Origin of the sequence: Candidatus Nitrotoga arctica (genome assembly GCF_918378365.1) — a bacterium.
In the GTDB taxonomy this organism is placed as follows: domain Bacteria; phylum Pseudomonadota; class Gammaproteobacteria; order Burkholderiales; family Gallionellaceae; genus Nitrotoga; species Nitrotoga arctica.
Genome location: NZ_OU912926.1, coordinates 1,605,530 through 1,632,145, shown reverse-complemented (window position 1 = coordinate 1,632,145; position 26,616 = coordinate 1,605,530). Strand labels below are relative to the sequence as shown.

The 26,616-nt window shown below is 48.9% G+C and carries 26 protein-coding genes; 4 read left to right on the top strand and 22 right to left on the bottom strand.

The annotated features are described in order from the left end of the window. Positions 1–11: 11 nt before the first annotated feature. The 3 genes from MKZ32_RS07300 to MKZ32_RS07295 are packed head-to-tail and all read left to right on the top strand — an operon-like array spanning position 12 to position 3,917. The gene (locus MKZ32_RS07300; protein WP_239796670.1) at positions 12–581 is read left to right on the top strand and encodes a hypothetical protein; all 570 of its coding nucleotides are present in this window, start codon (positions 12–14) and stop codon (positions 579–581) included. Further along, complete coding sequence (locus tag MKZ32_RS15445; RefSeq protein ID WP_275584273.1) at positions 569–697, top strand: hypothetical protein; 129 nt, start codon at positions 569–571, stop codon at positions 695–697. The genes MKZ32_RS07300 and MKZ32_RS15445 overlap by 13 nt, the downstream gene beginning before the upstream one ends. Next, positions 690–3,917, top strand: coding sequence for a sulfatase-like hydrolase/transferase (locus tag MKZ32_RS07295; RefSeq protein ID WP_239796669.1), 3,228 nt, complete (start codon positions 690–692; stop codon positions 3,915–3,917). Before MKZ32_RS15445 ends, MKZ32_RS07295 begins: the two co-directional genes overlap by 8 nt. A gap of 55 nt (positions 3,918–3,972) precedes the next feature. On the opposite strand, the gene MKZ32_RS07290 is transcribed toward MKZ32_RS07295, so the two are convergent. From MKZ32_RS07290 to rpsB, 22 genes are all read right to left on the bottom strand, one after another. Then, a complete protein-coding gene (locus MKZ32_RS07290; protein ID WP_239796668.1) occupies positions 3,973–4,770 on the bottom strand; it encodes a tetratricopeptide repeat protein in 798 nt (265 codons plus the stop codon). A 57-nt stretch (positions 4,771–4,827) separates the two neighbouring features. After that, positions 4,828–5,970 (bottom strand): glycosyltransferase family 4 protein, encoded by a 1,143-nt coding sequence (locus MKZ32_RS07285; RefSeq protein ID WP_239796667.1) that lies wholly within the window; start codon positions 5,968–5,970, stop codon positions 4,828–4,830. 1 nt (position 5,971) lies between these two features. Then, positions 5,972–6,925, bottom strand: a complete 954-nt coding sequence (locus MKZ32_RS07280) for a glycosyltransferase family 2 protein (protein WP_239796666.1) — start codon at positions 6,923–6,925, stop codon at positions 5,972–5,974. Continuing rightward, on the bottom strand, positions 6,898–8,106 hold the full coding sequence (locus tag MKZ32_RS07275; RefSeq protein WP_239796665.1) for a hypothetical protein: 1,209 nt from the start codon (positions 8,104–8,106) through the stop codon (positions 6,898–6,900). The genes MKZ32_RS07280 and MKZ32_RS07275 overlap by 28 nt, the downstream gene beginning before the upstream one ends. Positions 8,107–8,113: 7 nt before the next feature. Then, a complete protein-coding gene (locus MKZ32_RS07270; RefSeq protein ID WP_239796664.1) occupies positions 8,114–9,553 on the bottom strand; it encodes an MBOAT family O-acyltransferase in 1,440 nt (479 codons plus the stop codon). Further along, positions 9,550–10,572 carry a hypothetical protein gene (locus MKZ32_RS07265; protein ID WP_239796663.1) on the bottom strand — a complete coding sequence of 341 codons (1,023 nt, stop codon included), beginning with the start codon at positions 10,570–10,572 and terminating at the stop codon, positions 9,550–9,552. The genes MKZ32_RS07270 and MKZ32_RS07265 overlap by 4 nt, the downstream gene beginning before the upstream one ends. Then, a complete protein-coding gene (locus MKZ32_RS07260) occupies positions 10,569–11,492 on the bottom strand; it encodes a sulfotransferase family protein (protein WP_239796662.1) in 924 nt (307 codons plus the stop codon). The genes MKZ32_RS07265 and MKZ32_RS07260 overlap by 4 nt, the downstream gene beginning before the upstream one ends. A gap of 142 nt (positions 11,493–11,634) precedes the next feature. Beyond that, positions 11,635–12,219 carry a ribonuclease HII gene (gene rnhB, locus MKZ32_RS07255; protein ID WP_239796661.1) on the bottom strand — a complete coding sequence of 195 codons (585 nt, stop codon included), beginning with the start codon at positions 12,217–12,219 and terminating at the stop codon, positions 11,635–11,637. Further along, positions 12,216–13,385, bottom strand: a complete 1,170-nt coding sequence (gene lpxB / locus MKZ32_RS07250) for a lipid-A-disaccharide synthase (RefSeq protein WP_239796660.1) — start codon at positions 13,383–13,385, stop codon at positions 12,216–12,218. The genes rnhB and lpxB overlap by 4 nt, the downstream gene beginning before the upstream one ends. Before the next feature lie 9 nt (positions 13,386–13,394). After that, entirely contained in the window at positions 13,395–14,171 is a 777-nt protein-coding gene (gene lpxA, locus MKZ32_RS07245) for an acyl-ACP--UDP-N-acetylglucosamine O-acyltransferase (protein ID WP_239798117.1), read from the bottom strand. After that, the gene (gene fabZ / locus MKZ32_RS07240) at positions 14,165–14,617 is read right to left on the bottom strand and encodes a 3-hydroxyacyl-ACP dehydratase FabZ (RefSeq protein WP_239796659.1); all 453 of its coding nucleotides are present in this window, start codon (positions 14,615–14,617) and stop codon (positions 14,165–14,167) included. The genes lpxA and fabZ overlap by 7 nt, the downstream gene beginning before the upstream one ends. Continuing rightward, complete coding sequence (gene lpxD / locus MKZ32_RS07235; protein ID WP_239796658.1) at positions 14,617–15,657, bottom strand: UDP-3-O-(3-hydroxymyristoyl)glucosamine N-acyltransferase; 1,041 nt, start codon at positions 15,655–15,657, stop codon at positions 14,617–14,619. Before lpxD ends, fabZ begins: the two co-directional genes overlap by 1 nt. Positions 15,658–15,681: 24 nt before the next feature. Next, a complete protein-coding gene (locus tag MKZ32_RS07230; RefSeq protein ID WP_239796657.1) occupies positions 15,682–16,185 on the bottom strand; it encodes an OmpH/Skp family outer membrane protein in 504 nt (167 codons plus the stop codon). A gap of 18 nt (positions 16,186–16,203) precedes the next feature. Beyond that, positions 16,204–18,480, bottom strand: coding sequence for an outer membrane protein assembly factor BamA (gene bamA, locus MKZ32_RS07225; RefSeq protein WP_239796656.1), 2,277 nt, complete (start codon positions 18,478–18,480; stop codon positions 16,204–16,206). A 13-nt stretch (positions 18,481–18,493) separates the two neighbouring features. After that, positions 18,494–19,846 carry an RIP metalloprotease RseP gene (gene rseP / locus MKZ32_RS07220; RefSeq protein ID WP_239796655.1) on the bottom strand — a complete coding sequence of 451 codons (1,353 nt, stop codon included), beginning with the start codon at positions 19,844–19,846 and terminating at the stop codon, positions 18,494–18,496. Continuing rightward, complete coding sequence (gene ispC, locus MKZ32_RS07215; RefSeq protein ID WP_239796654.1) at positions 19,843–21,054, bottom strand: 1-deoxy-D-xylulose-5-phosphate reductoisomerase; 1,212 nt, start codon at positions 21,052–21,054, stop codon at positions 19,843–19,845. The genes rseP and ispC overlap by 4 nt, the downstream gene beginning before the upstream one ends. Next, the gene (locus tag MKZ32_RS07210) at positions 21,051–21,872 is read right to left on the bottom strand and encodes a phosphatidate cytidylyltransferase (protein ID WP_239796653.1); all 822 of its coding nucleotides are present in this window, start codon (positions 21,870–21,872) and stop codon (positions 21,051–21,053) included. The genes ispC and MKZ32_RS07210 overlap by 4 nt, the downstream gene beginning before the upstream one ends. After that, positions 21,865–22,644 carry a polyprenyl diphosphate synthase gene (uppS, locus tag MKZ32_RS07205; protein WP_239796652.1) on the bottom strand — a complete coding sequence of 260 codons (780 nt, stop codon included), beginning with the start codon at positions 22,642–22,644 and terminating at the stop codon, positions 21,865–21,867. The genes MKZ32_RS07210 and uppS overlap by 8 nt, the downstream gene beginning before the upstream one ends. A 103-nt stretch (positions 22,645–22,747) precedes the next feature. Then, the gene (frr, locus tag MKZ32_RS07200; RefSeq protein WP_239796651.1) at positions 22,748–23,305 is read right to left on the bottom strand and encodes a ribosome recycling factor; all 558 of its coding nucleotides are present in this window, start codon (positions 23,303–23,305) and stop codon (positions 22,748–22,750) included. A gap of 15 nt (positions 23,306–23,320) precedes the next feature. Continuing rightward, entirely contained in the window at positions 23,321–24,043 is a 723-nt protein-coding gene (pyrH, locus tag MKZ32_RS07195) for a UMP kinase (protein ID WP_239796650.1), read from the bottom strand. A gap of 4 nt (positions 24,044–24,047) precedes the next feature. Beyond that, a complete protein-coding gene (tsf, locus tag MKZ32_RS07190; protein WP_239796649.1) occupies positions 24,048–24,926 on the bottom strand; it encodes a translation elongation factor Ts in 879 nt (292 codons plus the stop codon). A 67-nt stretch (positions 24,927–24,993) separates the two neighbouring features. Beyond that, complete coding sequence (gene rpsB, locus MKZ32_RS07185; protein ID WP_239796648.1) at positions 24,994–25,719, bottom strand: 30S ribosomal protein S2; 726 nt, start codon at positions 25,717–25,719, stop codon at positions 24,994–24,996. Positions 25,720–26,147: 428 nt separating this feature from the next. Here rpsB and MKZ32_RS07180 point away from each other — a divergent pair, with 428 nt between their 5' ends. After that, positions 26,148–26,609 carry a peroxiredoxin gene (locus MKZ32_RS07180; RefSeq protein ID WP_239796647.1) on the top strand — a complete coding sequence of 154 codons (462 nt, stop codon included), beginning with the start codon at positions 26,148–26,150 and terminating at the stop codon, positions 26,607–26,609. Positions 26,610–26,616: the final 7 nt, after the last annotated feature.

Genomic DNA, 26,616 nt, shown 5'->3' with positions numbered 1-26,616 from the left:
CATTTTGATTCATGGATGACGACGAATTCCCGTTAAACGGGGTGCTGAATGCGGCCCAAAACGCCATTGTCAATGAGAGGGCGCAATGTGCCGGTGGACGTGTGGAGGTGGATTTCACCCGCCATGGCCGCCCGGCCTGGCTGAGCGATGACCTGCTTGGCTTCCTGGCCGAAGTGAACCACAGCCCGACACCATTCGGGATCACCAACCACAGCACCCCCATCTGGACCGGTAACGTCGCCTACGACATGCGCCTGTTTCGTAACGATCCCAGTCTGCGCTTCGACAAACGCTACAACCCGGAAGGCGCTGCTTTCGGAGGGGGGGAAGTCGTAGTAATGTTCCAGCGCCTGTTAAGTATGGGTGCCCGTATCCGCCACCGTCTGGATATGGCGGTATTGCATGGCGTGGAACCGCGGCGCCTGAACCGACGTTATTTTTTACGCTTGCATCATCAGGCAGGTACCCGCAAGGGCTTGCATGAACTGCCTGAGTATATGCGAACGCTGTTTAGCATTCCCCCTTCCTGTTTGGCCAAGCCGCCTCGCACAATATCAAAGCCATTGCCATGCTGCTCTTGAACCAGCCTGAAAGCCTGCGCCAGGCGATGAATGTGACCCATGCCTTCGGGCTGATAAAGGGATTGCATCAGCGCCATCGATTAACGCGAAACACCAAGATCGCTAAACATGGCTGAACTACGCTTTACCCTCATCGCCACGGTACGTAACGAAGCCAATACTATCCGCTCGTTCGTTGCTTCCTTGCTGGCGCAAAGTCACATGCCCGACGAAATTCTGATCGTTGATGGAGCCAGCACGGATGGCACACGCGAGATTCTGATGGAGTACGCTGCCCAGGGTCTGCTACGCGTGATATCCCAGCCCTGCAATATTGCCCAAGGCAGAAATCTTGGGATTGCCGCAGCAACGGGCACCCATCTGGCTGTTACCGATGCAGGTTGCCGGGTAGATATGGACTGGCTTGCCAAAATTGCGCAGCGTTTCCATTCTGAACCTGCGCCAGATGTCGTTGCCGGCAATTTCCACTTTGAAACGCATACACCATTTGAGGTTGCCGTAGTTCGAGCCACTTTTCAACCAAACCGTGAAGGAACACAAGCTGCTCGCTACTTTCCCTCCAGCCGTTCTGTGGCATTTTCCAAGGCTGCATGGGAAAAGGCCGGAGGCTATCCTGAATGGCTTTATGCTGCTGAAGACACGCTATTTAACATACGCATGCGACAACTCGGATGCCGTTTTGTTTTTTGCCGTGATGCGATCGTGCGCTGGCGCCCAAGGGAAACATGGCGCGCGCTTGCCCGACAGCGGATCAACTTCTCCCGTGGCAATGCGCGTGTCGGCATAGGCACAGCAGGTTATCTCACCAATCTGCGCGTACATGGCGCCATTACCTTGTTGCTGGTGGCTGGACTGTGGTTTTTTCCATTGGCCGCTGCTGCCCTTGCCTTGTTTGGATGGCATATTCATAAGCGTCTCTGGTCCCAGGTTGTAGCTACTACACCCCCAGACAACTGGCGCATGCGCTTACGTGTGCTGGTAGTCATGGAGTTTGTTCGAGTGGTAACCCTCTATGGATTTTTACAGGGGCGATGGGATCGAATATCCCATCCGGTTTACATTCATCAACAGACCCAGTACATGGGTGTTGCATCAGTGGATGATCTCGATTTCTCCGATTCCCCCAAAAAATATCGCAAAAAAAAGCTAAACATCCCCCTTGATCGTAGCATCTTGCTCATAGTAGCGTTGGCGATTTCGACAGTTACCTGTGGATTGATTGCCTGCTATACCAGCAGCAGTACACTCTGGGCTGGTGGTGTGTTACCTGCGTTATTTGTGGCAAGCGTGGGTTCTGTGGCACTGCTGGCAAAATCGCTAATTGACTTTTCTCAAACCGGTCCACACATTCAAAAAGAAGTGCTCATTTATTACCGGCACTACACCCTGTTTGCGCTCGCCCGCCTGTTTGCCTGGGCATTTTTTATCATGCTATTTACTGGCAGTGCAGGAGTATTGCTATATTACATGTTGACTGTAAGTCTGGGCGGCGAATGGTCAAGTGATCTTGCAACACTCGCCGCAGTGCTGGGTATCCTAGGCGCGGTCATGCTGCAATTTATCCGCAAGCTGCGCTTTAATCCAGGGCTGCTGGTCGCCTCCATGCATTACCGTATAAGCCGTTTTTATGGGCTGTGGCGCTGGATGACGCCGGAACGAATTTATCTAATGCAGGTTGCGTGTATTTCTGCCACTTTGCTGTTGCTGATCGCAACTTCATTGCAATTGATCAAGCTGAACCTGATGACCGATCTGATTGCATTGTGGTCTGCTGCGCTATTTTTTTCAGGGACAATTACCTGGGCGGCCTGGTTGCCCGAGGCACGTCCACCCCGTCGAACACCCGAACGCGCGGCCAATACGCCACCCAATATTTTAATGATCGGATCAGACACCTTGCGTGCAGATCGGCTGGGTACGCTGGGATATAGACGTGCCCTCACGCCCAACATTGATCAACTGGCCGAGCTTGGGGTGCTGTTTGCCAATTGCTATGTGCCCTGCGCTCGCACCGCTCCCAGCCTGATTTCGCTGATGACAGGTACTTGGCCGCACACCCACGGCATTCGCGACAATTTCAACGCGGACGATGTTACCCGTCTAAAAGTCGATGCACTGCCCCATCTTCTCAAGGCACATGGCTACCGCACCGCTGCAATCTCAGATTGGTGCGGTGGCGACATGGGCAAATTTTCTTTCGGTTTCGATTATGCCGACCTGCCAGAAGACCAGTGGAATCTCAAATATCTGATCCGACAGGGGCCTAAGGATTTACGCCTTTTTTTATCGCTGTTTACACACAACCGGTTGGGGCGACTGATGCTGCCGGAAATTTATTATCTTGGAGGCATGCCACTGACCCAACCGATGGGCAAATATGCCCGGCACCTGGTTTCGCGTCTAGCGGATAGCGCTCAACCATTTTTTCTCAATGTGTTTTATTCCACCACGCACCCGCCGTTTGCCTCCGAATGGCCGTGGTACACGCGCTTTGCCGATCCGGCCTATAACGGTGAATCCAAGTTCGCCATGGCACGATTGACTGATCCATTCGAGATCATCCGTCGACAGGGCGCACCCAAAGAGGAATTTGACCTCGACCAAATCATTGATTTATACGATGGCTGCGTGGCAGAGTTTGATGATGAAGTCGGAAAAATGATCTGCCACCTCAAGGATTGTGGCTTGGCAGACAACACTATAGTCGTTGTCTATTCCGACCATGGCATGGAATTTTTCGAGCACGAAACTTGGGGCCAAGGTAATTCTGCGGTTGGTGATTTCAGTTCCCGCATTCCACTACTGATCCGCGACCCGCGTAAACCAGCCTGCGGAAAAATCAATCAGGTCATCCGCAGCATCGACGTTGCCCCAACCCTGCTGGAACTGGCCGGATTAACTATTCCAGATTCGATGGAAGGTGTATCTCTGGCGGATCTAGTGCGTGGTGAAAAACACGATCTGGGACTGCCTGCCTTCAATGAAACAGGTATCTGGATTACCGACATGCCGGGTATGCACGAAGATCACCTGCGCTATCCCAATTTACTGGAACTACTGGAGGTTTCGAATAAGGCCAGCGGCACCCTGGCGATCAAACCGCAATACCATGATATTGTATTCCAGGCCAAGGACAGAATGATCCGTATCGGCCGCTGGAAGCTTGTTTATCAGCCTGTGGTAGGTGGCGCGCTTTACAAATTGTTCGACTTGGAAACAGACCTGACCTGCCAACACAACCTCATCGCAGATAAACCTGAACTGGCAGAAGCCATGAAGAGACAACTACTGGCTTGGGTGGGAAAAAATGCTCAGGCTGGAGAGTGCTTGGATTAAATTATCATTTAGATTCAAATATATTGTCAGTGACACCTCCGCAGATTGACCATTCTTACTCTGACGGACAAAAACGGCAATATGGGTTGGTAGGAGTTCCAATCTTTTCGGGCACGACCACTGGCGATGAAGCAGGAACTGGTTGCACAGTGGTCGAGCTAACCCCGCTTATCACAACGGCTTGCGTAACAGGCATCGGGGAGATTTGTGCAACCTGCTCTACAGTGAGTGTGGGTGGCGTAAAGATTTTGCCCGTCAACTGATTGTATCGTCTTTGCAAGGGTTTACTATTTGGCGCACGCTGTAACGCTTGTTCCACTGCCGCAATAGATTTCAATTGCTGGCCGGTATTCTGATAAAGCTCACTGAGTGCAACATACGCTTCAACATAGTTTGGATCTCTTTGTAGCGCTTGCTCAAATTCGCTTACTGCTTCGACATTGCGTTTAGCGGCAGCAAGCAACTTGCCTTTCTGAACATGCATCTCCGGCCGCAACCAGAAAGTGGGTGACGAATGACCAAAAATATATTCAAACTCACTCATCGCACTTTGAAAATAGAAGGCTTGGTCAGTTTTGTTACCGAAAGATCTTTTGTACCGATTAATGAAATTGAGTCCGAAACAGTAATGGTGGATGTGCAGCCAATCGGGTCCAATCTTTCCGGAATATAGTGCGTGATCTGCTGCACTGGAAGTGGCGCTTAATTTGGTTTGGCAAAAAAGTGGAAGTACGGATAATTCTGCCGCTGTAGCTTTATAGGGCGCCACAGCTGATACTTGGTTCACTGCAAGCAATCCAAGCACGACCAGTATTGTCAGTGAAAATGCAATCCTTAATTTGATTTGTTTCATAATTTTTATCCTTATATTAAGCACGACTCAAATGCAGCAACGGGTATTGACTAGGTATTATTTCATTTGCAATTGTTGAGTTTTTTCGGCCACGACAATCCAATCAAATTGTTGGATTGCTCTTGTTAGTGCACGGTTCCCGATCTGCTGGGCATATTGTGCGTTTTCCAGTATCCGTTGCAATGCGAATGTGACTGCAGCAGGATCCGTACCGTCCACTCTGAAACCTGTAATCCCATCCAATACCGCTGCTCCTGTACCGCCAGCTTGCCCGGCAATGGCGGGCTTGCCACATGCCGCTGCTTCAATAAACACCATCCCAAACCCTTCGGTGTCACCATTGATCTCACGATTAGGCATGATAAATACGTCACAGGCATTGTACCAACGTGGTAGGTCATTATCACTGACGTGACCCAATAGGTGAACTCGGTCAGCCACACCGTATTTGCGTGCGAGATCATACAAATAATCATAATCTTCACCAATACCAATCAGCACATACTGTATATCCAACCCTGCATGAATCAGTGCAGGTAGTGCTTGGATCACCTGATCAAATCCCTTACGCCGTGACAGCCGCCCTACCGACAAAATTAGCTTACCAACATCCGTTACACCCACTGATTGACGCAACTCCGCAAACGCCAAACCTGGGTGGAAGCGAGTCACGTCTACGCCAGGATAGATAAGTGCGATGCGGGTAGGATTTACACCCATTTTGATGAGTACGTCGCGAGTGTATTCACTATTAGCAATAACCTGGTCAGCGTGACGTAAAGCAAAACGCATTGCCTTGTATTTCCCACCGTGCCCCCAGGTAGTAAGTTCCTCACCGTGAGCATAGATTACGACCTGATGTAAAGTCAACCGTGCTACAAGCCAGGCTGTAATGCCTTCCGGCAGAGCGCGACCGGCATGAATAGCGGTGAAGCGGTGAGTAAGTGCCAACCATAAGGATTTGATAAGCAGGTTAGCATACATGCCCAACGATTCTGGCCGGAGCCAAGTCACCCGACGCATGGGGATACGATGGATTGTGTTGGAATGTATCGCATCCACCGCCGCTGCATTTGGTACATTTGCGGTGACAATGTGGGTTTCCTTGCCGGACAGGCGTTGGTAGACCTCAGCAAACCAGACTGCGGTGCCGCCTTTGGTAGGTAAAAATAACTCGGTAAGTACCAGATATCGCGACATGTCAGCCTTTAATGATAGACAATAAATTACGCACGCTGGTCAGGCTTGGCGCTTCGATTAGTGAAGGTAATACGGCGCGCACGGCAGAAAAATGACGCCCTGATTTTATTAGCGCGTAACCCAAGTTCAGTCGCGCTTGGTGTAGCCGGGTAAAATAACCACGGCGCACCTCTGGTGGCAGACTACCTGCAAGTTTTCCAAGCGCAAGCAGGGTACGCACATTTTCGAACTGCGCTCGCACCGGGTCAGCACGGGTCGCACTAGCGGCATGGATGAGATAGACCGCTAATGGCTCGCAAACTACGCCCACCCGGTGGCTGCGCGCTACCAAGCGGGTGAGAAGGTGTACGTCTTCACAAACCTTGAATCCCATGGGGTAGCCCCCCAACTCTAGAAAAGTGGCACGTGGCAAACTTAAGGTATGGGTATCGCCGAAATGGTCGGCAATGAAGGCCTCGAATTCTGAGTCTGCCATTACTACCTCAAGGTTACCAGCAGCTTTGGTCAGCATGACACGACCGGACGCCTTATTTTGCATAGAGTAGCTTAGTAGCGTGCCACTAGTATCACGATATTCATAATTGCCAGTGAGAAAATCCAGTGTTGGATCGCGCGTAATCCATTCGCCGTGCCATTTCAACCGGTCGGGGTAGTACCAGTCGTCGGCATCAAGAAAAGTCAGCCAGTCTCCACTCGCTATGCGTGCGCCATGGTTACGTGCAGCAGACACTCCGACATTGTTTTGGCGCAGATATCGAATTTTTTCCCCGTAATTTGCTGCTACCGCCGCAGTATTATCAACGGAGCCATCATCAATCACGATAACTTCAAATGCTGCCCAACTTTGGGTTAATACTGAATCAAGTGCACGTGCCAGAGTACCTGCTGCATTGTAAGCAGGAATAATGACAGAGAAACGCGGCCCGCTCAGGCTACCCATTTTTTTAATAACCACAGTGGAACCACCAATCCAGTGAGCTGCGCAAGTTTCCAAAACCGTGATATTTGACTGATGCGCGCGAGCCAAGCGTGCATCCGGGCCCGCGATGTGGTTGCAATCAGCGACGTATCCTGATCCGCAATCGCATCAACAATGTCTTGCGTGGACAAGAATCGTAGTTCACTATAACGTGCCCGTGTTTCCGTCAGCAGCCGGTTTAGCTCTGCCAATGCTGCCTTGGATTGGGCCGGATTACCTAGAAAATTAAAACGATGCGTTTCCAGCAAAGTTGGGCGCCCACATTGTGTTTGTAATGATAGGGCGGCCAGTCCTTTTTCGGCTAGATGACCCAGTTTAGGTTCAAAATAATTATTGCGTACTAGGTACATCACATTACCCTGCCCGTGTTCACCGTTCAGTATTACCCTACCGTCTCCGCTGGGGCGGCCTTGCATATCGCGGCTTTCGTAACGGGTGCCGGGAGTAATAACACAGCGCACGCCCTGGGCGGCCCAGGCACGCTCTACTTCGTCGCTCCAAATAAAAGTGGTGGGTACGGCAATTACAGGTCTTGTACCGAAAATTTTCATATATATTTTGGCCTCTTCCATTACAGCAGCATGAATTTCTGTTTCAGAAAGTGGCTGAGAGGGAAGTGAAGCGGCGTCAATCCAACGGCTTTGTAAGCGAGGAGGTAAGTCTTCACTATACGCTAAGCCATTTGTTTTTAGCCACGCAGCTACTGGTGCATCCGCCCTCGCCGCCGCTATGACTGCGGGCGGCCAATAGTGCTCCAAGCCATGCAATTGCGGGGCAAATACGCCCTCATCTATCCCCGCGTGCAGTGCAACCACCACGGGTCCGAAGCTGGCATGGTCGAGAGTGATCCGAATGTAATCGGGGTTTTTTGCTGTAGACATGGCCTGAGTATCCGCAATGCTCAAGATAAGACCCAAAGTCATTACCGGATAATGGTTAGACTGATCCCGGTGGCCTTTTAGTATCTTTCGCAGCGCATCGAGTGCTTGTGCCTGTTCTAGCGGCCCCGCACCCCAATCATCACTTTCAAAAACCAGTACCGGATAACGTAACGCAGGCTCCCGCCAATAAGCCGCCAACGTATGGCGATAGACAAAAAGCAACGCAAGTTGGGCTAACAGCCAAACGATACTTATTCCACAAACCCAAGTTCCCATCGTAATCTTAGAAATCAAAATAGATGAATTTCTGGGTGTCACCGCCAAACAATACTAGTGCCAGTACCAGTGCCGCATATGCAAAACCACGCACAGGACTGGCTACCCACCACCAATTGAGGGGGCCTTGCCGCTGAAACCACGCCACGATATGTGGCTCCAGCAATGCTACCAATAGGGCTGCAGTTATTATCATCTGTTCCGAGAGGCGAATAAAATGAATTGCACCACGGGGCTGGGCCAGGCCCAGCATAGTTGCACTAATGTGCCAAGCATCAGGAAAGGTATTGGCGCGGAAAAACACCCAGGTAAAGCACACTAAAATGAAGGTAAGAGGCCAGCCCAGCCAAGACAAAGTGCGATCAATAACAGAACCTGCCGTGACGCCTGCCCAAGTGTACACATGCAGTAACAAACGATGCCCTACCAGATAACTTCCATGCAAGAAACCCCAGAACACAAAATTCCAGCCCGCGCCGTGCCATAAGCCACCCAATAACATGGTAATCATAAGATTGACCATGTTGCGGGGAAGGGAGCAATGCGAACCACCCAATGAAATATAGAGGTAATCCCTGAGCCAACGCGACAAAGTAATGTGCCAGCGTTGCCAAAATTCCTTCACGCTGCGGCTGATGTAAGGGTAGAGAAAGTTACGTGGAAGGGTAACACCAAACATGCGGGCGAGGCCAACAGCCATCTCGCTGTACCCGGAAAAATCGAAATAAATCTGCAAGGCGAAGGCCAGTGTGGCGAGCCAGGAAGTGAAAAAATTTAACTGCTCCGGGTGAGCATATAGTGGCTCTACAAAACCCGACAGGTTGTCAGCCAAAAGTGTCTTTTTGATAAGACCGCCAATAAAAATTAGCGCACCCAGCCGCACCGCATCCAGTTTTAGTGGTTCGAGTTTTTCCAGTTGTTCCACCAATTCGCTGGCACGCAGAATGGGGCCGGCAATCATATGTGGGAAAAATGTGACATACATGCTCCAGGCGCGGAAGCTGATGGGGCGTACCCAATCGCCCCGGTACACATCTATCATCACCGAGAGCATATGAAAAGTATAAAAGCTTACTCCCAGTGGTAGTGCCCATTGTGTCCAACTGGGTGATTCGACAGGTACGGGGAATTGGAAATAGCCACCCATGGTAATGAGGGTCTGGAAAAACAGCCCCAGATATTTGAAAAAAATTAGTACCCCAAGATTAATCACTAAACCCAGGCTGAGCCAGGCGCGGGAGCGGTTATGTTGGAGGATGCGGTAAAAGCCATAGTTTAGGGTAAGCGAGGCTATCAGCAAAAGCAGATAGGAGGGTTTCCACGACCCATAAAACACCAAGCTCGCTACCAGAATGATGGCGGCACGCTGGCGGTAGTTATCGGTGGCGGCATAGATGAATAACACCGCGATCAGGAACACTATGAAGCTCATGCTGCTGAAAATCATGCGCCCTCCTCTTTGACAAACAGGCTTGGCCAGATGACCCGCAATTGCCGTGCCAGTAAGCGACTGTGATATTGCGCGCCGTAATCATTTAAGTGGCCGGAATTGATAAACATTTCTGGGTTGCGCTGTGTACCCGCCTCAAGTGTCAATTGCGGAACCCCCTGGGCATTTAAACGCTCAGCCACGGCGATATAGGGGCGTGCCGCCGGTAGCTGTGGCGTGAGGTACAAAAGTTCACGATTTAGCAGCGGAGGATATACCACTGCCACTTGTACGCCATATTGTCGCAACAGGGCAACGGTGGCGAACAGTGCGTCGATCTGAACCCCGTCGGGGGGCGCATCAAAACTTTCCTGCTGCCGGCGTATCTGTCCTGCATCCTGCAAGCCACCAAAACCAGCTCGATAGCCTAAGTACATTGCTGCACCACCACCGATAGGTTCAGTATTGATAAAACTTGCCTGAAAAAATCCCAGTGCTTTGCCCGGCTCCCGCAATTGCTTCAGATTAGCGGAGAAACCCCATAGGCGTATGCTGTGCGCCAGCATTCCACGCCAGTCGTGATTGCGCCATAGCCAGGCGGGGTCACTATAAAACACACCATACCCTAAACTATCCTCGGCTTGTAACAGATGTTCGTCCAGACCGATAAGTACAGTGCGTATGCCTTTTGTGCCCAAGTTGCCATCATTCGCTAAACGTTTCACTACGCCATAAAGAATGCTCGCGTTAGCGCCCGGCATACCCATATTGAAGCCGGAGACATCTGCCGCACCACCTTCCAACAAAATTTGTGGGATAAAACCATTATCTATCCGGCTATTTCCTAATACCAGCAGTGTTGGATTTTGCGATTTTAAATAATGTAACTTACCCATGGCGCGCCCCGCGGCGAACACTGAACGGTAGCGATACATGAAGTCGTCTGTGTGTAGCCAGACTTCTACCAATCCTAGTAATAATAAGCCGATTACACTGCCCCAGCCGAATAAATGGAATACCCGGGAGAAACGACTCAAAGTTTATATCCCATGGCACAGGCGGTCGCTTGAACTTTAGCCAGCACTCGCTCAATTTTTTCGCAATTACGGCTATCCTTCCACTTGTCCAAGCGGATTTCGGAGAAGGCGTTGTAAGGTGTGTCTAACACATTCTCGCAATGCGCTTGTAGTTGCGCACCAAAAGGTAAGCCGCTAGCCTCGAATAGCTTGCGGAAACTCTCTGTTGGGTGACGCACTATATCTTCGTAGAAAACTTCGCTCCATTGTGCGGTTGGAATAATGCACTGGGCATCGAGGATAGCTTGGTTGATCGCGTTATACTGGAATGCACAGACCTCCTCGACAGATGCATTTATATAGTCACGCCAGCCATTGGCAAGGAAGAAACACCATTGCGTATGCCGTCCATTCTCGACAGAGATTTGTTCCGGTAATAAATTTGACCAGGTGGCGAATTCCTTTGGTTTGTTCCAACCCTCGATAAGAGAATTGATGTTGTCACCGGGGTTGCGTTTTACGTAAACGAAATGCGCATCAGGAAATAAGGAATATAAATAGGATACACCTAAGCCATTCTGGTTATTTTTGTCGATAAACCTTGTTTTACCAGTATGGGCATAAAAATAGCGGGCCACAGTATCCCTGTCGTTTTGAGTGGCGTCTTGTGCGATTAACGCATGGGTATTCCAGTGTTTGCTGGCCGGAGAATGCATCTCCGTCCAGAAATCATGCGTTTCCCGCTGCAGCGTGCCTAAATTCTTTGATTCAGAAAATGTTTTATACACCAAAGTGGTGCCCGCTCGGCTACAGCCAATGACGAAGACGGGGCGTTCCATAGGTAAGCGGCGCATATCCCACCACACACCGCGCGTTGAACGTAGAATCTGCCGTCCATGATAGCGAAGCGTTTTATCGACTTTTATCCAGAATTCATTCAATGGAAGTTTTTGAAAAATATTTATGATTTATTGTTTAATTTGGAACATTAAACTTTAACAGGATACTCAAAGCACATACCCTTATTATCAAGTCTCTACATCGTAAAAAGTAGGAATATACATCCGTTTGAACAGATCCACTTCATCTCTTTTTCTGCTCCAATGCTTCTCGTACGGGTCGGAAACTTCTTCTATGTTCGGCGGAAACGCCGTGCATCCTCAATGCCACCAGATGTACCTCAGTCGCGTAGCCTTTATGCGCAGCAAAACCATATTGTGGATAGGTATCATGTAGCAACAGCATAGCCGCGTCACGCGCGGTTTTAGCTAATATAGAAGCTGCCGAGATGGACGCAACACTGCTATCCCCTCGCACAATGGCACGGCTCGGGAGTCCCGTATTCGGGCAATACAGACCGTCGACCAAAACTTCATGCGGTCGGATCTGTAGCATTTTAATTGCACGGCGCATAGCCAACAGGCTGGCACGCAAAATATTGATGGAATCAATCTCTTTGACTGAAGCCTCTGCAATCGCCCATGCCAAGGCATATTGCTTTATTTCTAACGCTAGATAATTACGCCGCTTTTCGCTGAGCTTCTTGGAATCATCTAGTCCCTCTATTGGCCGGCAGTTATTCAATATTACCGCAGCGGCATAGACTGGTCCTGCTAACGGCCCGCGCCCCGCTTCATCCACTCCACAGATAAGTAGTTGGTTGTTCACTTGTTGGCTCCCTGTTGCATACCCAGATATGACAAAATAGCTTGCGCGGCTTTATGCGCATTACCCTGCCTAAGCGTGGAATGCATATCGGTAAATATTGCCTCTAGTTCGGTAACTGCTTCTTTGTTAGACAACCAGTTTAGCAGCGCCTGTGCAAGGTTCTCCGGTGTTGCATTATCCTGAAACAGCTCTGGCACTACAAATTTACCCGCAAGAATATTTGGAAGACCGAAATATGGCTGGTATGCCTTGGGCTTTAATAGCCAATATGACAAGGCTGGCATCTTGTAAGTAATCACCATGGGACGTTTGAGTAGCGCAACTTCCAGCGTAGCGGTACCCGATGCAACCAGCACAACATCTGCAGCGATAATCGCATCGTGCGCATGGCCAAATTGGATCCTGATTGGCAAATTCTGTCCCCCGCAATGCCTCAATATTTCCTCAAAAATACGACGCGTTTCAATGGTCGCCAATGGTACAAGGAAGATTGCTTCAGGTAGTTTTTGTAAAATAACTCTCGCGGTATTAATAAAGATTAAAGCCAGATTTCGCACCTCACTCTGACGACTTCCTGGCAGAAAGGCAAATACTTTACTTTGCATGGGCAAACGCATCTGCTCGCGCATTGCGTTCCGATTGGGTACCTCTGGCAATATATCGGCCAAAGGGTGCCCGACATAGGTTACCGGAATGCCTGCTTTTTCATATAGTGGAGTTTCAAAAGGAAATAACGCCAGCATATGCGATACCGCACGTTTAATCTTGTGGATACGTTCGCCGCGCCATGCCCAAATGGATGGACTAATGTAATGTACGGTAGGAATGCCATGTTCCTTGAGCTTCAACTCTAGATCCAGATTAAAATCTGGTGCATCAATACCAATAAATAAATCGGGGGGATGAGCATAGAAATACGCTCGGAGCTTGCGACGTATACCCAAAATTTCACAATAATGTCTCAGCACTTCGACATAACCGCGCACTGCAAGCTTTTCCTGCGGGAATAATACTTGCATACCAACTGCCTGCATCTTGGGTCCACCGATTCCGATGAATTTCACGCTGGGCACTGCCCGTTTTAGTTCCTCCATCATATGACTGGCGAGCAGGTCACCTGAAGCTTCACCGGCAACAATGCCGATCACTTTTACTTGCTGTGTCATATAACGAGATTAACGAATAAAGCCGCGTTGCGAACGACCTAGAAAATCAACCAGTACATTTAAATCTGGATATTCTGCTGCCTGTTCTTCAATGACAACTTTAGCCTGCTCTAACATCAACCCCGATTTGTACAAGGTCTTATAAGCGCGCTTAATCGCCATTACCGCTGTACTTGAAAAACCACGCCGCTTTAACCCTTCTGAATTAATACCGTGAGGTGCAGCCGGGTTGCCAGCGGCTGTAACATAAGGCGGAACATCCTGCAAGAGAACAGATCCCATTCCAATAATCGCATGCATGCCAATTTGACAAAACTGGTGCACTATAGAAAACCCTCCCAGGATTGCATAATCAGCAATCTTGACATGTCCGGCCAGACTTGCGTTATTAGCAAAAATAGTGTGGCTTCCGATCTGACAATCATGCGCCAAATGCACATAGGCCATGATCCAGTTATTGTTTCCAACACGTGTCACGCCAGCATCTTGTGAGGTGCCTATATTGAAGGTACAGAATTCACGAATGGTATTGTTATCACCAATTTCCAGCCGTGTCGGTTCACCAGCGTACTTCTTGTCTTGTGGGATTTCCCCCAGTGAACAAAACTGAAATATGCGGTTGTGCTGGCCGATGCTGGTATGTCCGCCGATCACTACATGTGGACCGATATGTGTATTTTTGCCTATCTCGACATGCTCGCCGATGATTGAATACGCACCCACCTCAACGTTACTTGCCAACTTAGCGTTTGGGTGAATAAGGGCTGTAGGGTGAAGCATTACAATTCCCGAACAGTACACATCAATTCAGCCTCTGCGACAATCTGTTCGTCTACTTCCACAGTCGCAGAAAACTTCCATAGACCGCGCAAATTACGGAGGAACGATACCTTTAAAATGAGTTGGTCACCCGCGCTCACTGGCTTCTTAAAACGCGCTCCATCAATACCAACAAAATAATAAACTGATTTATCGTCCGGCTTGGTGCCTAGGGTCTTAAATGTCAGGATTGCCGCAGCCTGCGCCATGGCTTCGACGATCAGCACTCCGGGCATAACCGGATGATGCGGAAAATGACCGCCAAAAAAAGGTTCATTGATACTGACATTTTTCAATGCCACGATATCCTTACCAGGATCGTATGACAGCACACGATCGATTAGTAGAAACGGATAACGGTGCGGCAAGTATTCCAAAACTTCATAGATGTCCATTTGGGTGCCTGTGCTCATCAACCTTCCTTCCTTAAAATCTCAACCTCTTGCTGCAGCATTTTTACTTTATTTGCCAGCTCATCCAGATGACGTAGCTGGGCAGCATTTTTGCGCCACACATCGTGCGTACTGAATGGAAAAATTCCCGTATAGGTACCGGGTTCCCGAATAGATTTTCCGATCATCGTATAAGAAGAAATCTCGACATGATCCGATATCTGTGTATGTCCTAAAATACCGGTTCCACCACCTATCCGACAATGGCGCCCGATAATCGCGCTACCTGCAATGCCAACACATCCAGCAATAGCGGTATGTGCACCAATGCGAACATTGTGCGCAATCTGAATCAGATTATCTAACTTGACTCCTTCCTCAATCACTGTGTCATCCAATGCGCCACGATCGATAGTGGTATTCGCGCCGATCTCCACATCATCGCCAATGACCACACGCCCGATCTGCGGAATTTTCAGCCAGCGGCCTTCATTCATCGCTATGCCGAAACCGTCTGCGCCGATCACTACGCCAGAATGTGCTATCAGTCTGTTTCCCAAAACACAATTGTGATATACCACGACACGTGGATATAAGCGTCCATCTATACCTATAGTTACCCCTGCACCAATACTACATCCTGCCATAATCGCACAGCCAGCTCCTATCCTGGTATCTGCACCGATCACTACATTTGGGCCAATATAGGCGGTCGGATCAATATGAGCACCTTCCTCAATCACGGCGCTGGAGTGTATGCCCGGCACGACCAAAGGTAGAGGATTTAGAAATGCGGAAACCTTGGCAAAATAAACATAAGGGTTATCGCATACGATGCGGGGAAGTGATGTCGCCTCAGCGTCTGTCGAGCCTACAATTATTGCACTGGCACGCGTAGCAGCAAGCAGCGGACGATATTTTGCGCTCGCTAAAAAAGTAATATGCCCTGCTTGCGCATTTTCTAGCGTAGCTATTTGATTAACCGTTGTCTCGGTATTACCCAGCAACAAACCACCGAAACGTGCTGCGATTTCTTTAAGGCTATAGTTTGTTCGCTTCATACAATTTAAATATAACTTAAAACTTTATTTATCATTCGCCATGTATTTCAAAACTTTTTCGGTAATATCAATATTTGGGTTGCGATATACAGCTTCTTGTAATATCAAATCATACTTTTCTTTTTCTGCAAGCGCTTGAATTGCTTTATTGGCATGTTCCAGAACCACTGACATTTCCTCATTCTTGCGCAGATTCAAATCTTCGCTAAAACCACGTTGCATGCGTTGTAGATTCATGTTGAGATTGGCCAGTTCACGTTCCTTGTTGCGTTTTTCACCATCTGGCAGGGTCAGACCTTCTTTTTCCATGAGTGTTTGTACATCTTTCACCTGCTTAGCGACTTTCTTGATTTCCTGGTCGCGTCCGGAAAACTCCTTCTCAATCTTTTTCTCGGCCTTCACAGCGGGAGCCGATTCACGCAAAATGCGTTCGGTATTCACTATACCTACCCGAAAATCAGCCGCCAATGCTTGAGTACTGCCGACCAACAGCAATATCTGCATAAACTTCATACTCCAAGTTTTCATTTTTTCTCCTACCCTCATTTAAAATAACGAACCCAACGTGAACTGGAATATTTGTAATTTGTCACTAGGTTGCTTGTTTAGCGGAACACCCACGCTAATTTTAAGTGGGCCAACCGGTGATACCCAAGTAACAGCGACACCAGTAGAATAACGCAAGCTGTCAGATGCCGTAAGGCCCAAGCCAAACACCGTGCCAACGTCTACAAAAGCACTCAAGCGCACTGACCTGTCCTTGTTCATTCCAGGCATGGGAAATAGTAATTCAGCGTTTCCGACTATGCGTCGGGTGCCACCCAAGGAATTATTGTTAAGGTCTCGCGGCCCAATGGAAAATGGCTTAAAACCACGCACCGAACCTGGTCCGCCAGCATAGAAATTCTTGAAGAATGGCACTGGTAAGCCGCCATAGCCTTCCGCACCTCCAGCTTCGCCATTTAGCATAAGGGTAACATTTTGACTTATCGGATAGAACCACTGTTGCTGATAGGTAAGCTTGTAAAACCGCTGATTGGAGACCGGCAAAGCTACTTCTACAAAAGCACGCTGCACCGTTCCCGCCGTAGTGTAAATAGCGCTGTCACGGCTATCCTGACTCCAGCCCACCGAGCTCACCAGGTTACTTGTGGAAGGTCCAAAGATTCTAACGTAATCTTTCATTTGTAGCGAGCTGGTATCGGTAAGTGTCAATTGGGTTTTTTCCGCCGATAAACCATAATGTGTATTCTCGAAGTCGCTGATTGGTACGCCAAAACGCACTCCTCCTCCAATGGTTGAAGAAAGGTATGGGCTAATTGCTGTGTAAGTGGAATTCACGTTGCGTTTATATACATCAAAACCCTGGCTCACTCCATTATCAGTGAAATACGGGTTGGTATAGGACACCGAATACACTTGATTAATCTTGCTGGTATTAATTTGTGTAGATAGATTGTTGCCGGTACCGAACAAATTTCGCTGAGTGACAGAACCAGTAAACACCACTCCAACGTTACTGGATATTCCGGCACCGACCGAAAAATCTCCGGTGGACTTTTCCTTAACAGCCAGACTAACATCTAGCTGGTCATTTGTACCAGGCACCGGGAGGGTCTCAATATTTACTTCACTAAAAAAGTCCAAACGATCGACTTTTTGTTTGGACGTCTTAATTTTAGACGCTGAATACCACGCGCCCTCCATCTGACGAAATTCGCGCCGAATCACCAGGTCGCGAGTTTTAGTGTTACCTGTAATATCGATGTGTCGCACATAGGCTCGCGAGCCAGGGTCGACTACATAGGTGAACCCCACCTGATGCTTTTCTTTATCTATATCCGGTACCGCATTGACATTAGCGAAAGCATAACCATCCTCACCAAGGCGGTCGCCTATTTTCTTAGTGGAATCGGTCAGCTCCTTACGAGAAAATACATCACCCGCTTGTACTTTAATCAATTTACGCGTCTCTACATGCGGCAAGATATTTTCAGGTCCAGATACCTTAACATCGGAAACTGTGTACTTGGCGCCTTCGCTAATATTAATGGTGATGTAAATGTGCTCTTTGTCTGGTGTGATAGAAACTTGGGTAGAGTCTATGGAAAATTCCAGATAGCCCGCGTCAAGATAAAGTGAACGTAAAGTTTCCAAATCAGCTGACAGTTTTTGCTTGGAATATTGATCATTTTTGGTAAACCAGCTTATCCAGTTTGGTGTACCGAGCTGCATCAAATCCTTCAATTTTTTTTCGTTAAAAGTCTGGTTACCGATAATATTAATTTGCCTGATTTTAGAGGTTTCGCCCTCTACCACATTAAAGATGATAGCAACACGGTTGCGTTCTAACTCGGTAACAGTGGTGCTGAATTTCACCCCATATTTGCCGCGCGCCACATACTGACGTTTGAGTTCTTGCTCCGCTTTATCCAAGGCAGATTTATCGAAGATACGACCATCCGCCAGCCCAACCGACTTAAGATTGTCGCGCAGCGTATCTTTCGGAAAGTCCTTCACTCCGTTAATTTCAATGCTGGCGATGGACGGACGTTCGCGCACCAGGACAATTAACACTCCCTGTTGCATTTCAAGGCGCACATCCTTGAAAAAACCAGTGGCGAACAATGCACGGATTGCCGCAGCAGCATGTTCATCATCCAGTTTGTCACCGACCTTGACCGGTAAATAGCTGAATACAGTGCCTGGCTCAGTACGCTGTATACCTTCTACACGAATATCCTTAACCACAAAAGGTTCGATGGCTATGGCGGACGTGGCGTACAACAGCGGGATAAGCCCCGCTAGATTTTTCAATTTCATGTATTATTTCAACCTAAAATACGCGGCTAAAGTCGTTAAACAACGCGAGAGCCATCAAGGTAACGAGCAGCACAATACCAATTTTCTGCCCTGCCCCCCAAGCCTTCTCGGACATCGGACTGCCTTTAATTAACTCGGCCATATAATACAGCAAATGCCCACCATCTAATAAGGGGATAGGCAGCAAATTCAACACTCCGAGGCTAATACTGATCAGCGCCAGGAAATTCAGGTATGCAACCATACCCATCTGTGCTGACTGTCCAGCATAATCGGCAATGGTAATTGGCCCGCTCAGATTTTTCAGCGACATTTCGCCTATGACCATTTTACCCAACGATTTCAAACTCATCTTGGCAATTTCCCAAGTCTTTCGTACGGCATGCCCGAATGCTGCAAGCGGCGCATAACGCACTATAGTCAACAATGCGTCGAACTCACGCCGATCTATGTACGGAGCAACTCCAATCTTGCCTACCGTTATATTTGCTTCGCTGGTTGCTTCAGGCGTGAGATTAACAACCCGTAGCGTGTCACTTCGTTCAATTTCCAACTTCAGTAGCTGTCCCGGATGACCGCGCACTGCCTTCACCAAGTCTTTCCAATCTTCGATACTCTGGCTATCTACTCGCAGAACTTTATCATTTGGGAGTAGTCCTGCACGTTGGGCAACCCCACCTTCTACCAACTTTCCGATGACGGGGCGTACCAACGGCTGATAAGGTTGTAAACCGAGAGAGTGCAAAAAATTTTCATCCATATCATCCGGAGTGAGGGCTTTCAGATTGAGCGCATGCCGGACTATTTCTCCTTGGGCAGTGCGCGCTTCTATGCGTGCTTCGGTAGCACCTTGCAGAGCGAGATCCAATAATACCCAGCTCACTTGCTCCCAGCTCGGAATGGCTTGCTCATTAATGCTGACGATGGTTTCCTGCGCTTGCAAGGATGCTGTTGCTGCAGGGGTATTCGGTAATACTTTGCCCAGCATAGGTTTAAGGCTCGGCACGCCATAGATGAATAACGCCCAGAATAATAAAATAGCCAGTAGTAGATTGGCCACCGGCCCCGCCACCACGATAGCCATGCGCTGCAGCACAGGTTTACGATTAAATGCAAGATGCAGCTCATGCGCTGCTACTTTACCTTCACGCTCATCCAGCATCTTGACATAACCGCCTAAGGGAATGGCGGAGATCACCCAATCTGTCTCGCTATTTGCAAAGCGTTTGGTATAAATTGTCTTGCCGAAACCAACTGAAAAACGCAATACTTTCACTCCGCACAATCGTGCTACCCAGTAGTGCCCCATCTCATGGATCACTACGAGTATCGCTATAGCCGCAATGAAAGCCAGTAGTGTGATCATGAAAAACAAATCGTACTTTTTATTAATAATTCATTTGCTACTACGCGCGCACCGGCATCCGCACTTAACACATCCTCCAGCGTGTTAACCGTGGTTACCGGCAAGTCAGCTAGTACATCTTCTATCAAACGGGGAATGGCAAGAAAAGGAATCTGTTTGTTTAGGAATGCGACCACGGCTACTTCATTGGCCGCATTGAGCACGGTAGGTGCTGTACCGCCGGCGCGCAAAGCTTGATAGGCCAGAGCCAAGCCTGGGAAACGCATAAAGTCCGACGCGACAAAATCGAGAGTAGCTATCTTGAGCAGATCCAGCGGTTCAACACCCGTTTCAATGCGTTCCGGGTAAGCCAACGCATATGCGATCGGAATGCGCATGTCCGGGTTGCCCAGCTGCGCCAGTACCGAACCGTCCACATATTGCACCAGCGAATGAATAATGCTTTGCGGATGCACCACTACCTGAATCGCATCGGCTGGCGCGTTAAACAACCAGTGTGCCTCAATGACTTCCAGCCCCTTGTTTATCATGGTAGCGGAATCGACCGAAATCTTGCGTCCCATTATCCAATTAGGGTGTGCACACGCTTGTTCAGGCGTGACGTGTTTTAATTCAGACAAAGTAGTGTTGAGAAAAGGACCGCCAGATGCAGTGAGCAGAATTTTACTTACCCCGCTGGCAGTTAAACTATCCGTGTGATGACGGGAATAATCATGGGGCAAAGCCTGAAAGATGGCGTTATGCTCACTGTCAATGGGCAACAGCGTAGCGCCATGTTTCTGCACCAAATCCATGAACACTCGTCCCGCCATTACCAGTGCTTCCTTGTTCGCCAGCAGAATTTTCTTGCCCGCGCGTGCAGCAGCCAGCGTAGGACGCAACCCTGCTGCACCGACAATAGCAGCCATTACCGTATCCACCTGCGGCAATGACGCAACCCGCTCCAGCGCTGCGGCACCCCATAAAACTTCAACATCCAAGCCAGCTACGGCGACACGCTGCGCCAGACGCATGGCTGCCCCCTCGTCCAACAACACAGCGTAGCGTGGCGCAAAACGGAGACATTGCTCAAACAGAATATTGTCTTGACACTGTGCAGTGAGTGCCACGATACGGTAGCGCCCAGGGTGACGCGCCACGACATCCAAGGTGCTGGTACCTATGCTGCCCGTGGAACCCAGTATGGTGAGATGGCTTATGCTTTTCATACCACCCTTTGGAGCAGAATCACCATTGCAGCCAATGGCAAAGTTGAGGTCAGAGCATCAATGCGATCCAGCAGGCCACCATGGCCGGGAAGCAATGTGCCGCTGTCCTTAACCCCAGCTTGGCGTTTAATAGCCGACTCGAACAAATCACCGATCACTGCCAGTCCCACCCATCCCCAGGACGCTATTAACATACCGAGCAGCGCTTCGTAGTTTGTGGAAAGGTCGCTTGTCCAAACAATAAGCAACACATACGCGGTAACTCCGAGCAGTGCGCCGAATACTCCTTCCCAAGTCTTACCCGGACTAATATTGGGCGCAAGCTTGTTCTTGCCAAATTTGCGTCCGCTGAAATAAGCAGCGATGTCTGCCACCCATACTAGTCCAATCACTCCCAATAGCCACCAGGGATTTTGTATACGCAAGTCCATCATCGCCAAACCAGTCGGAATCAATAGTACCCAACCAGTTAGCATCATCAACAGCGGTTGACGCACGTGCCAACGAGCCATAAGCCAAAGTGGCACCATAATTAACCATAGCAATGCCGACATACCATATATCAGCATATGCAATGACTCAAGCTGTCCGGGATATTGCGTATCAAGCCAAACGATACCAAGGATCAAAGCCAGAGTCAGCCCCAAATAAACACTAACAGTCTTCCTGGACAGCCTGGATAAGCGCGCCCATTCCAATGAACCTTGCATCACCATGATAACTACCAGCGCAGCCCACCCCAAAGTGGGCAATAAAAACAGCGCTAACAAGAACAGCACCAGCAGGATCACGGCTGTAATCACCCGCTGCTTAAGCATTAATTTTTCCATCCTGCATCCGCTCGCTCCGAACTTGTTCACTGGTTCGGCCGAAGCGACGCTCCCGGGCATAGTAGGACTGGATAGCCAATTTTAATGCTTCGCCATCAAAGGCTGGCCATAGCGTATCGGTAAAATATAACTCGGTATAAGCCAGTTGCCACAGCAGGAAATTGCTGATGCGTTGCTCGCCTCCCGTACGGATAAACAAATCTGGCTCCGGCGCATAATGCATGGAAAGGTATGCTTCCAGGTCTTCTTCATTAAAACCGCTAACCAGATCAGGACGCGCTTGCAGCATCTTCTGCATGGCTTGCATAATATCCCAGCGTCCACCGTAGTCAGCAGCAACAGTAAGCGTTAAGCTAACATTGCCTGCAGTCAATTGTTCTGCGTCCAAAATGCGTTGATTAAGATTGGCATCAAAACGGTTACGGTCACCAATTATTTTTAGCCGAATATCATTTTCGTGCAACTTGGATACTTCACGTTCAAGCATTTTCAGGAATAATTGCATCAGAAAGGAAACTTCGTCTGCCGGTCGGCGCCAATTCTCGCTACTAAAGGCAAACAGGGTCAGGTATTCGATCCCCAGTTCACGGCAGGCTTTCACGATCTCGCGTACCGTTTCCACACCGCGCTGATGTCCGGCAATACGTGGCAAATAGCGTTGCTTTGCCCAGCGACCATTACCATCCATGATGATGGCAATATGGCGTGGCACTTGAGGTATAGTCGGGACGGAGCGAGTGGGACTTTGAAATAACGCCATCAAGAACCTCTGAAGCAATCTCGCGAGGACAGCGACCCTGTTGGTCGCACAAGCAAGCAATACGCTCGCTTTCTCATGGAAAACAAATCCATATGCAGTGCAGTTAAACTGCCATCAGGTCAATTTCTTTTATTTGCAGCGACTTGTCTATTTCTACTACGAAATGATCCGTAAGTTTCTGCACCTCGTCCTGCCCACGGCGTTCATCATCTTCACCGATTTCTTTATCCTTGAGCAACTTTTTAAGATGCTCGTTGGCATCGCGACGTACGTTGCGTATAGCCACCTTAGCGTTCTCCGACTCACTACGTACTACCTTGATCAAATCGCGACGACGCTCTTCGGTCAACATTGGCGTTGGTACGCGGATTAGATCCCCATTGGTCGCCGGGTTCAGTCCCAAATCAGCGTCGCGTATCGCTTTTTCCACCGCTGCAATCATATTTTTTTCCCACGGTTGTACCCCGATGGTACGTGCATCAATCAAAGTCACATTAGCAACTTGGCTAATCAACGTAGGACTACCGTAATAATCTACGGTCACATGATCCAGAATACCTGTGTGTGCCCTACCAGTACGAATCTTGCCGAAATCCACCTTAAGCGTTTCCAGCGTCTTATTCATCTTTTGTTCAGCATTTTTTTTGATATCAGAAATCATTACATTTATCCTCCATCAGTTACAGTGTACCAGCGTCCCTTCATCCTGCCCCATCACTACGCGCTTCAGCGCGTTATGCTTGAAGATGCTGAATACGATGATCGGTAAGCTCTGATCACGGCACAGGGTCAATGCAGTGGCATCCATTACCTTAAGGTTTTTGTTAATCGCTTCATCAAAACTCAATTTCTGATAGCGAATAGCGGCGGGATCCAGTTTCGGGTCGGCAGTATATACGCCGTCCACCTTGGTCGCCTTAATGACAACTTCCGCATCCATTTCCACGCCGCGTAAGGCGGCCGCGGTATCGGTGGTGAAGAATGGATTACCAGTCCCGGCAGCAAATATCACCACTTTGCCATCCTCCAGGTAGCGCAATGCCTTGCCTCGTATAAATGGTTCAGCCACTTGTTCCAGGTTGAGGGCCGACTGCACCCGACAATCCAAACCGAAGCGTTTCATCGCATCCTGCAAGGCCATGGCGTTCATAACGGTAGCCAACATTCCCATATAGTCGGCGGTGGCGCGATCCATCCCGGCAGCGGCAGGCGCAACTCCGCGGAAGATATTGCCACCGCCGATCACCACCGCCACCTGTACGCCCAGTCCAACCACCTCGCCAATTTCGCTAACAATGCGCTCAATCACAGCACGATTAATTCCGTAGCTATCATCGCCCATCAGGGCTTCCCCTGAAAGTTTGAGCAGGATACGCTTGTATGCTGGAGCAGTTGGCATCTGCTTATATCTTTGCAGCCGCAGCAACTTCGGCAGCGTAATCCACTACAGCCTTCTCTATACCCTCTCCCACCACGAACATCTGGAACGCATTGACCTTCACGTTATGGGTGGACAATAACTTTTCTACCAAAATATCGGGATCCTTCACAAAAGGTTGGCCCAATAAAGTAACTTCGGCCAAATACTTGGCAATACGTCCATCCACCATCTTTTCAATAATATTGGCCGGCTTTCCGCTTTCTGCGGCTTGTGCGGTGTATACCTTGCGTTCAGTATCAAGCAACTCCTGAGAGACTTGCTCTTTGGAAACACATACCGGCTTGCTCGCAGCGATGTGCATCGCCAAATCTTTACCCAATGCATCGTCACCACCGCTGACATCTAAAAGCACACCGATTTTGCTGCCGTGCAAATAAGCTACCACTTTACCCGTTGTGCTATAACGCACGAAACGACGCACACTGACATTCTCGCCCAACTTCATGATGAGTGACTTGCGCGCGTCTTCCACACTGTCACCACTGGCCAATACCACTGAGGACAAAGTCTCAGAATCACTTGGATTATTTTGTGCAATGGCTTGCGCCACATTACTCGCAAATGCCATAAAGGCATCATTCTTTGCCATAAAATCAGTTTCGCAGTTCACTTCCACCAGCGCACCGACTTTACCATCAGCACTGATAAACGCACTCACCAAACCCTCAGCTGCTATGCGGGAAGCCGCCTTGCTAGCCTTGGCACCGCTCTTAATGCGTAGAAATTCTTCAGCTGCCTTAAAGTCGCCATTCGTTTCAACTAGCGCCTTCTTGCAATCCATCATGCCGAGACCAGTTGCCTCACGTAAATCTTTTACCATGCCTGCGGTAATTTCCGCCATTTCCCACTCCTTGAAAACATAACCTAAAAAAAGGGGCTCTCGCCCCTTTTGGACAAACGAATAAAGCTTACGCCGCCTGATCTTCGGCTTGTGCCACAATCTCGTTAAGCGCCTGTTCGCGCCCTTCCAGCACTGCGTCAGCCATTCCGCGCGCATACAGGCGTATCGCCTGACTGGAATCGTCGTTGCCCGGGATAACATAATCGACACCTAGTGGCGTATGGTTGGTGTCTACCACGCCAATCACCGGAATATTCAGTTTCTGTGCTTCCACAATGGCACCCTTTTGGTAACCAACATCGATCACAAAAATCGCGGTAGGCAGATTCTGCATATTCTTGATGCCACCGAGGCTGCGATCCAGCTTTTCCAACTCGCGCTGCATCATCAGACCTTCCTTCTTGGAAATTTTTTCCATGGCTACGCTATCCAACATCATAGCTTCCAGTTCATGCAAACGCTTGACGGATTGCTGTACCGTCTTGAAATTAGTGAGCATACCGCCCAGCCAGCGATGATCAACAAAAGGGCTGCCACAACGAAGCGCCTCTTCTTTAATAATTTCACGCGCTTGACGCTTAGTCGCAACAAACAATATCGTGCCCTTATTGGCAGCAGTTTTGCGCACAAACTTCAGCGCGTCGTTATACATTACAACGGTTTTTTCTAAATTGATAATATGAATTTTGTTGCGATGGCCGAAGATAAAAGGAGCCATTTTGGGATTCCAATAACGAGTTTGATGTCCAAAATGGACGCCCGCTTCCAGCATTTGACGCATAATTACAGCCATAATTACTCCATATGTTAAGGGTTAAAGTCTTCCACTCGTCAAATCGACCCTTGCAGGCACCCCAACATGAACGAGTGTGCGAATTTCCTGCTACTTAAACTTGCCAAATAAGCAGGGCGCACATTGTAACCTAAGCACCCAATCAACTCAAACACGAGCTTCTTAATAAAACTGAACCCATAGCTCGAAGAATGCAGGAGAAATGCTCAAGACCATCACACCATGCTTTCGAATGCATGCATCGAATTCGTCGGACTCCCTCATGAATGCAGTCTATAATAATGTAGCAGGTCATCCTAAACTTAGGATAAGACTTAACCTTATAATACGCGGAACGAAAAAGCTTTTTACGCATTAACCCATGAGACGCTTGCCTTGTACGAGAATTTTATCAACAATGGCATCTCCTAAAATAGGAGATTACCTAGATGCTTGATCAAGCTATTGCCGATTTCGTAATACCCGCCACTGGTGGAGGGACTTTCAAACTCTTTGCCGCGCGCGGCAAATCCCTAGTGATTTATTTTTACCCTAAGGACAACACTCCGGGCTGCACTACTGAGAGCCAACAATTCCGCGATTTGTATGCAGATTTTAAAAAGGCTGATTGTGAGGTGGTTGGCATTTCACGTGACAGCATAGAGTCGCATGAAAAATTCAAAGCTAAGTTCAGCCTGCCCTTCGCTCTGCTTGCCGATTCAGAAGAAACAGTATGTGAACAGTTCGGCGTAATCAAACTGAAGAATCTGTATGGCAAACAAGTGCGGGGCATCGAGCGCAGCACTTTCGTGCTCGACCAAAACGGCATATTACGTGGCGAATGGCGCAGCGTTAAAGCCGACGGCCACGCTCAGGAAGTATTGCAATTCGTGCAATCTCTAACCACATAAGGAGCAT

What these genes read in the sequence shown, in the direction of transcription:
- MKZ32_RS07300 (WP_239796670.1), top strand. Translation starts at nt 12, where the DNA reads ATGGATGACGACGAATTCCCGTTAAACGGGGTGCTGAATGCGGCCCAA.
- MKZ32_RS15445 (WP_275584273.1), top strand. Translation starts at nt 569, where the DNA reads ATGCTGCTCTTGAACCAGCCTGAAAGCCTGCGCCAGGCGATGAATGTG.
- MKZ32_RS07295 (WP_239796669.1), top strand. Translation starts at nt 690, where the DNA reads ATGGCTGAACTACGCTTTACCCTCATCGCCACGGTACGTAACGAAGCC.
- MKZ32_RS07290 (WP_239796668.1), bottom strand. Translation starts at nt 4,770, where the DNA reads ATGAAACAAATCAAATTAAGGATTGCATTTTCACTGACAATACTGGTC.
- MKZ32_RS07285 (WP_239796667.1), bottom strand. Translation starts at nt 5,970, where the DNA reads ATGTCGCGATATCTGGTACTTACCGAGTTATTTTTACCTACCAAAGGC.
- MKZ32_RS07275 (WP_239796665.1), bottom strand. Translation starts at nt 8,106, where the DNA reads ATGGGAACTTGGGTTTGTGGAATAAGTATCGTTTGGCTGTTAGCCCAA.
- MKZ32_RS07270 (WP_239796664.1), bottom strand. Translation starts at nt 9,553, where the DNA reads ATGATTTTCAGCAGCATGAGCTTCATAGTGTTCCTGATCGCGGTGTTA.
- lpxB (WP_239796660.1), bottom strand. Translation starts at nt 13,385, where the DNA reads ATGACACAGCAAGTAAAAGTGATCGGCATTGTTGCCGGTGAAGCTTCA.
- fabZ (WP_239796659.1), bottom strand. Translation starts at nt 14,617, where the DNA reads ATGAGCACAGGCACCCAAATGGACATCTATGAAGTTTTGGAATACTTG.
- lpxD (WP_239796658.1), bottom strand. Translation starts at nt 15,657, where the DNA reads ATGAAGCGAACAAACTATAGCCTTAAAGAAATCGCAGCACGTTTCGGT.
- MKZ32_RS07230 (WP_239796657.1), bottom strand. Translation starts at nt 16,185, where the DNA reads ATGAAAACTTGGAGTATGAAGTTTATGCAGATATTGCTGTTGGTCGGC.
- bamA (WP_239796656.1), bottom strand. Translation starts at nt 18,480, where the DNA reads ATGAAATTGAAAAATCTAGCGGGGCTTATCCCGCTGTTGTACGCCACG.
- rseP (WP_239796655.1), bottom strand. Translation starts at nt 19,846, where the DNA reads ATGATCACACTACTGGCTTTCATTGCGGCTATAGCGATACTCGTAGTG.
- ispC (WP_239796654.1), bottom strand. Translation starts at nt 21,054, where the DNA reads ATGAAAAGCATAAGCCATCTCACCATACTGGGTTCCACGGGCAGCATA.
- MKZ32_RS07210 (WP_239796653.1), bottom strand. Translation starts at nt 21,872, where the DNA reads ATGCTTAAGCAGCGGGTGATTACAGCCGTGATCCTGCTGGTGCTGTTC.
- uppS (WP_239796652.1), bottom strand. Translation starts at nt 22,644, where the DNA reads ATGGCGTTATTTCAAAGTCCCACTCGCTCCGTCCCGACTATACCTCAA.
- frr (WP_239796651.1), bottom strand. Translation starts at nt 23,305, where the DNA reads ATGATTTCTGATATCAAAAAAAATGCTGAACAAAAGATGAATAAGACG.
- pyrH (WP_239796650.1), bottom strand. Translation starts at nt 24,043, where the DNA reads ATGCCAACTGCTCCAGCATACAAGCGTATCCTGCTCAAACTTTCAGGG.
- tsf (WP_239796649.1), bottom strand. Translation starts at nt 24,926, where the DNA reads ATGGCGGAAATTACCGCAGGCATGGTAAAAGATTTACGTGAGGCAACT.
- rpsB (WP_239796648.1), bottom strand. Translation starts at nt 25,719, where the DNA reads ATGGCTGTAATTATGCGTCAAATGCTGGAAGCGGGCGTCCATTTTGGA.
- MKZ32_RS07180 (WP_239796647.1), top strand. Translation starts at nt 26,148, where the DNA reads ATGCTTGATCAAGCTATTGCCGATTTCGTAATACCCGCCACTGGTGGA.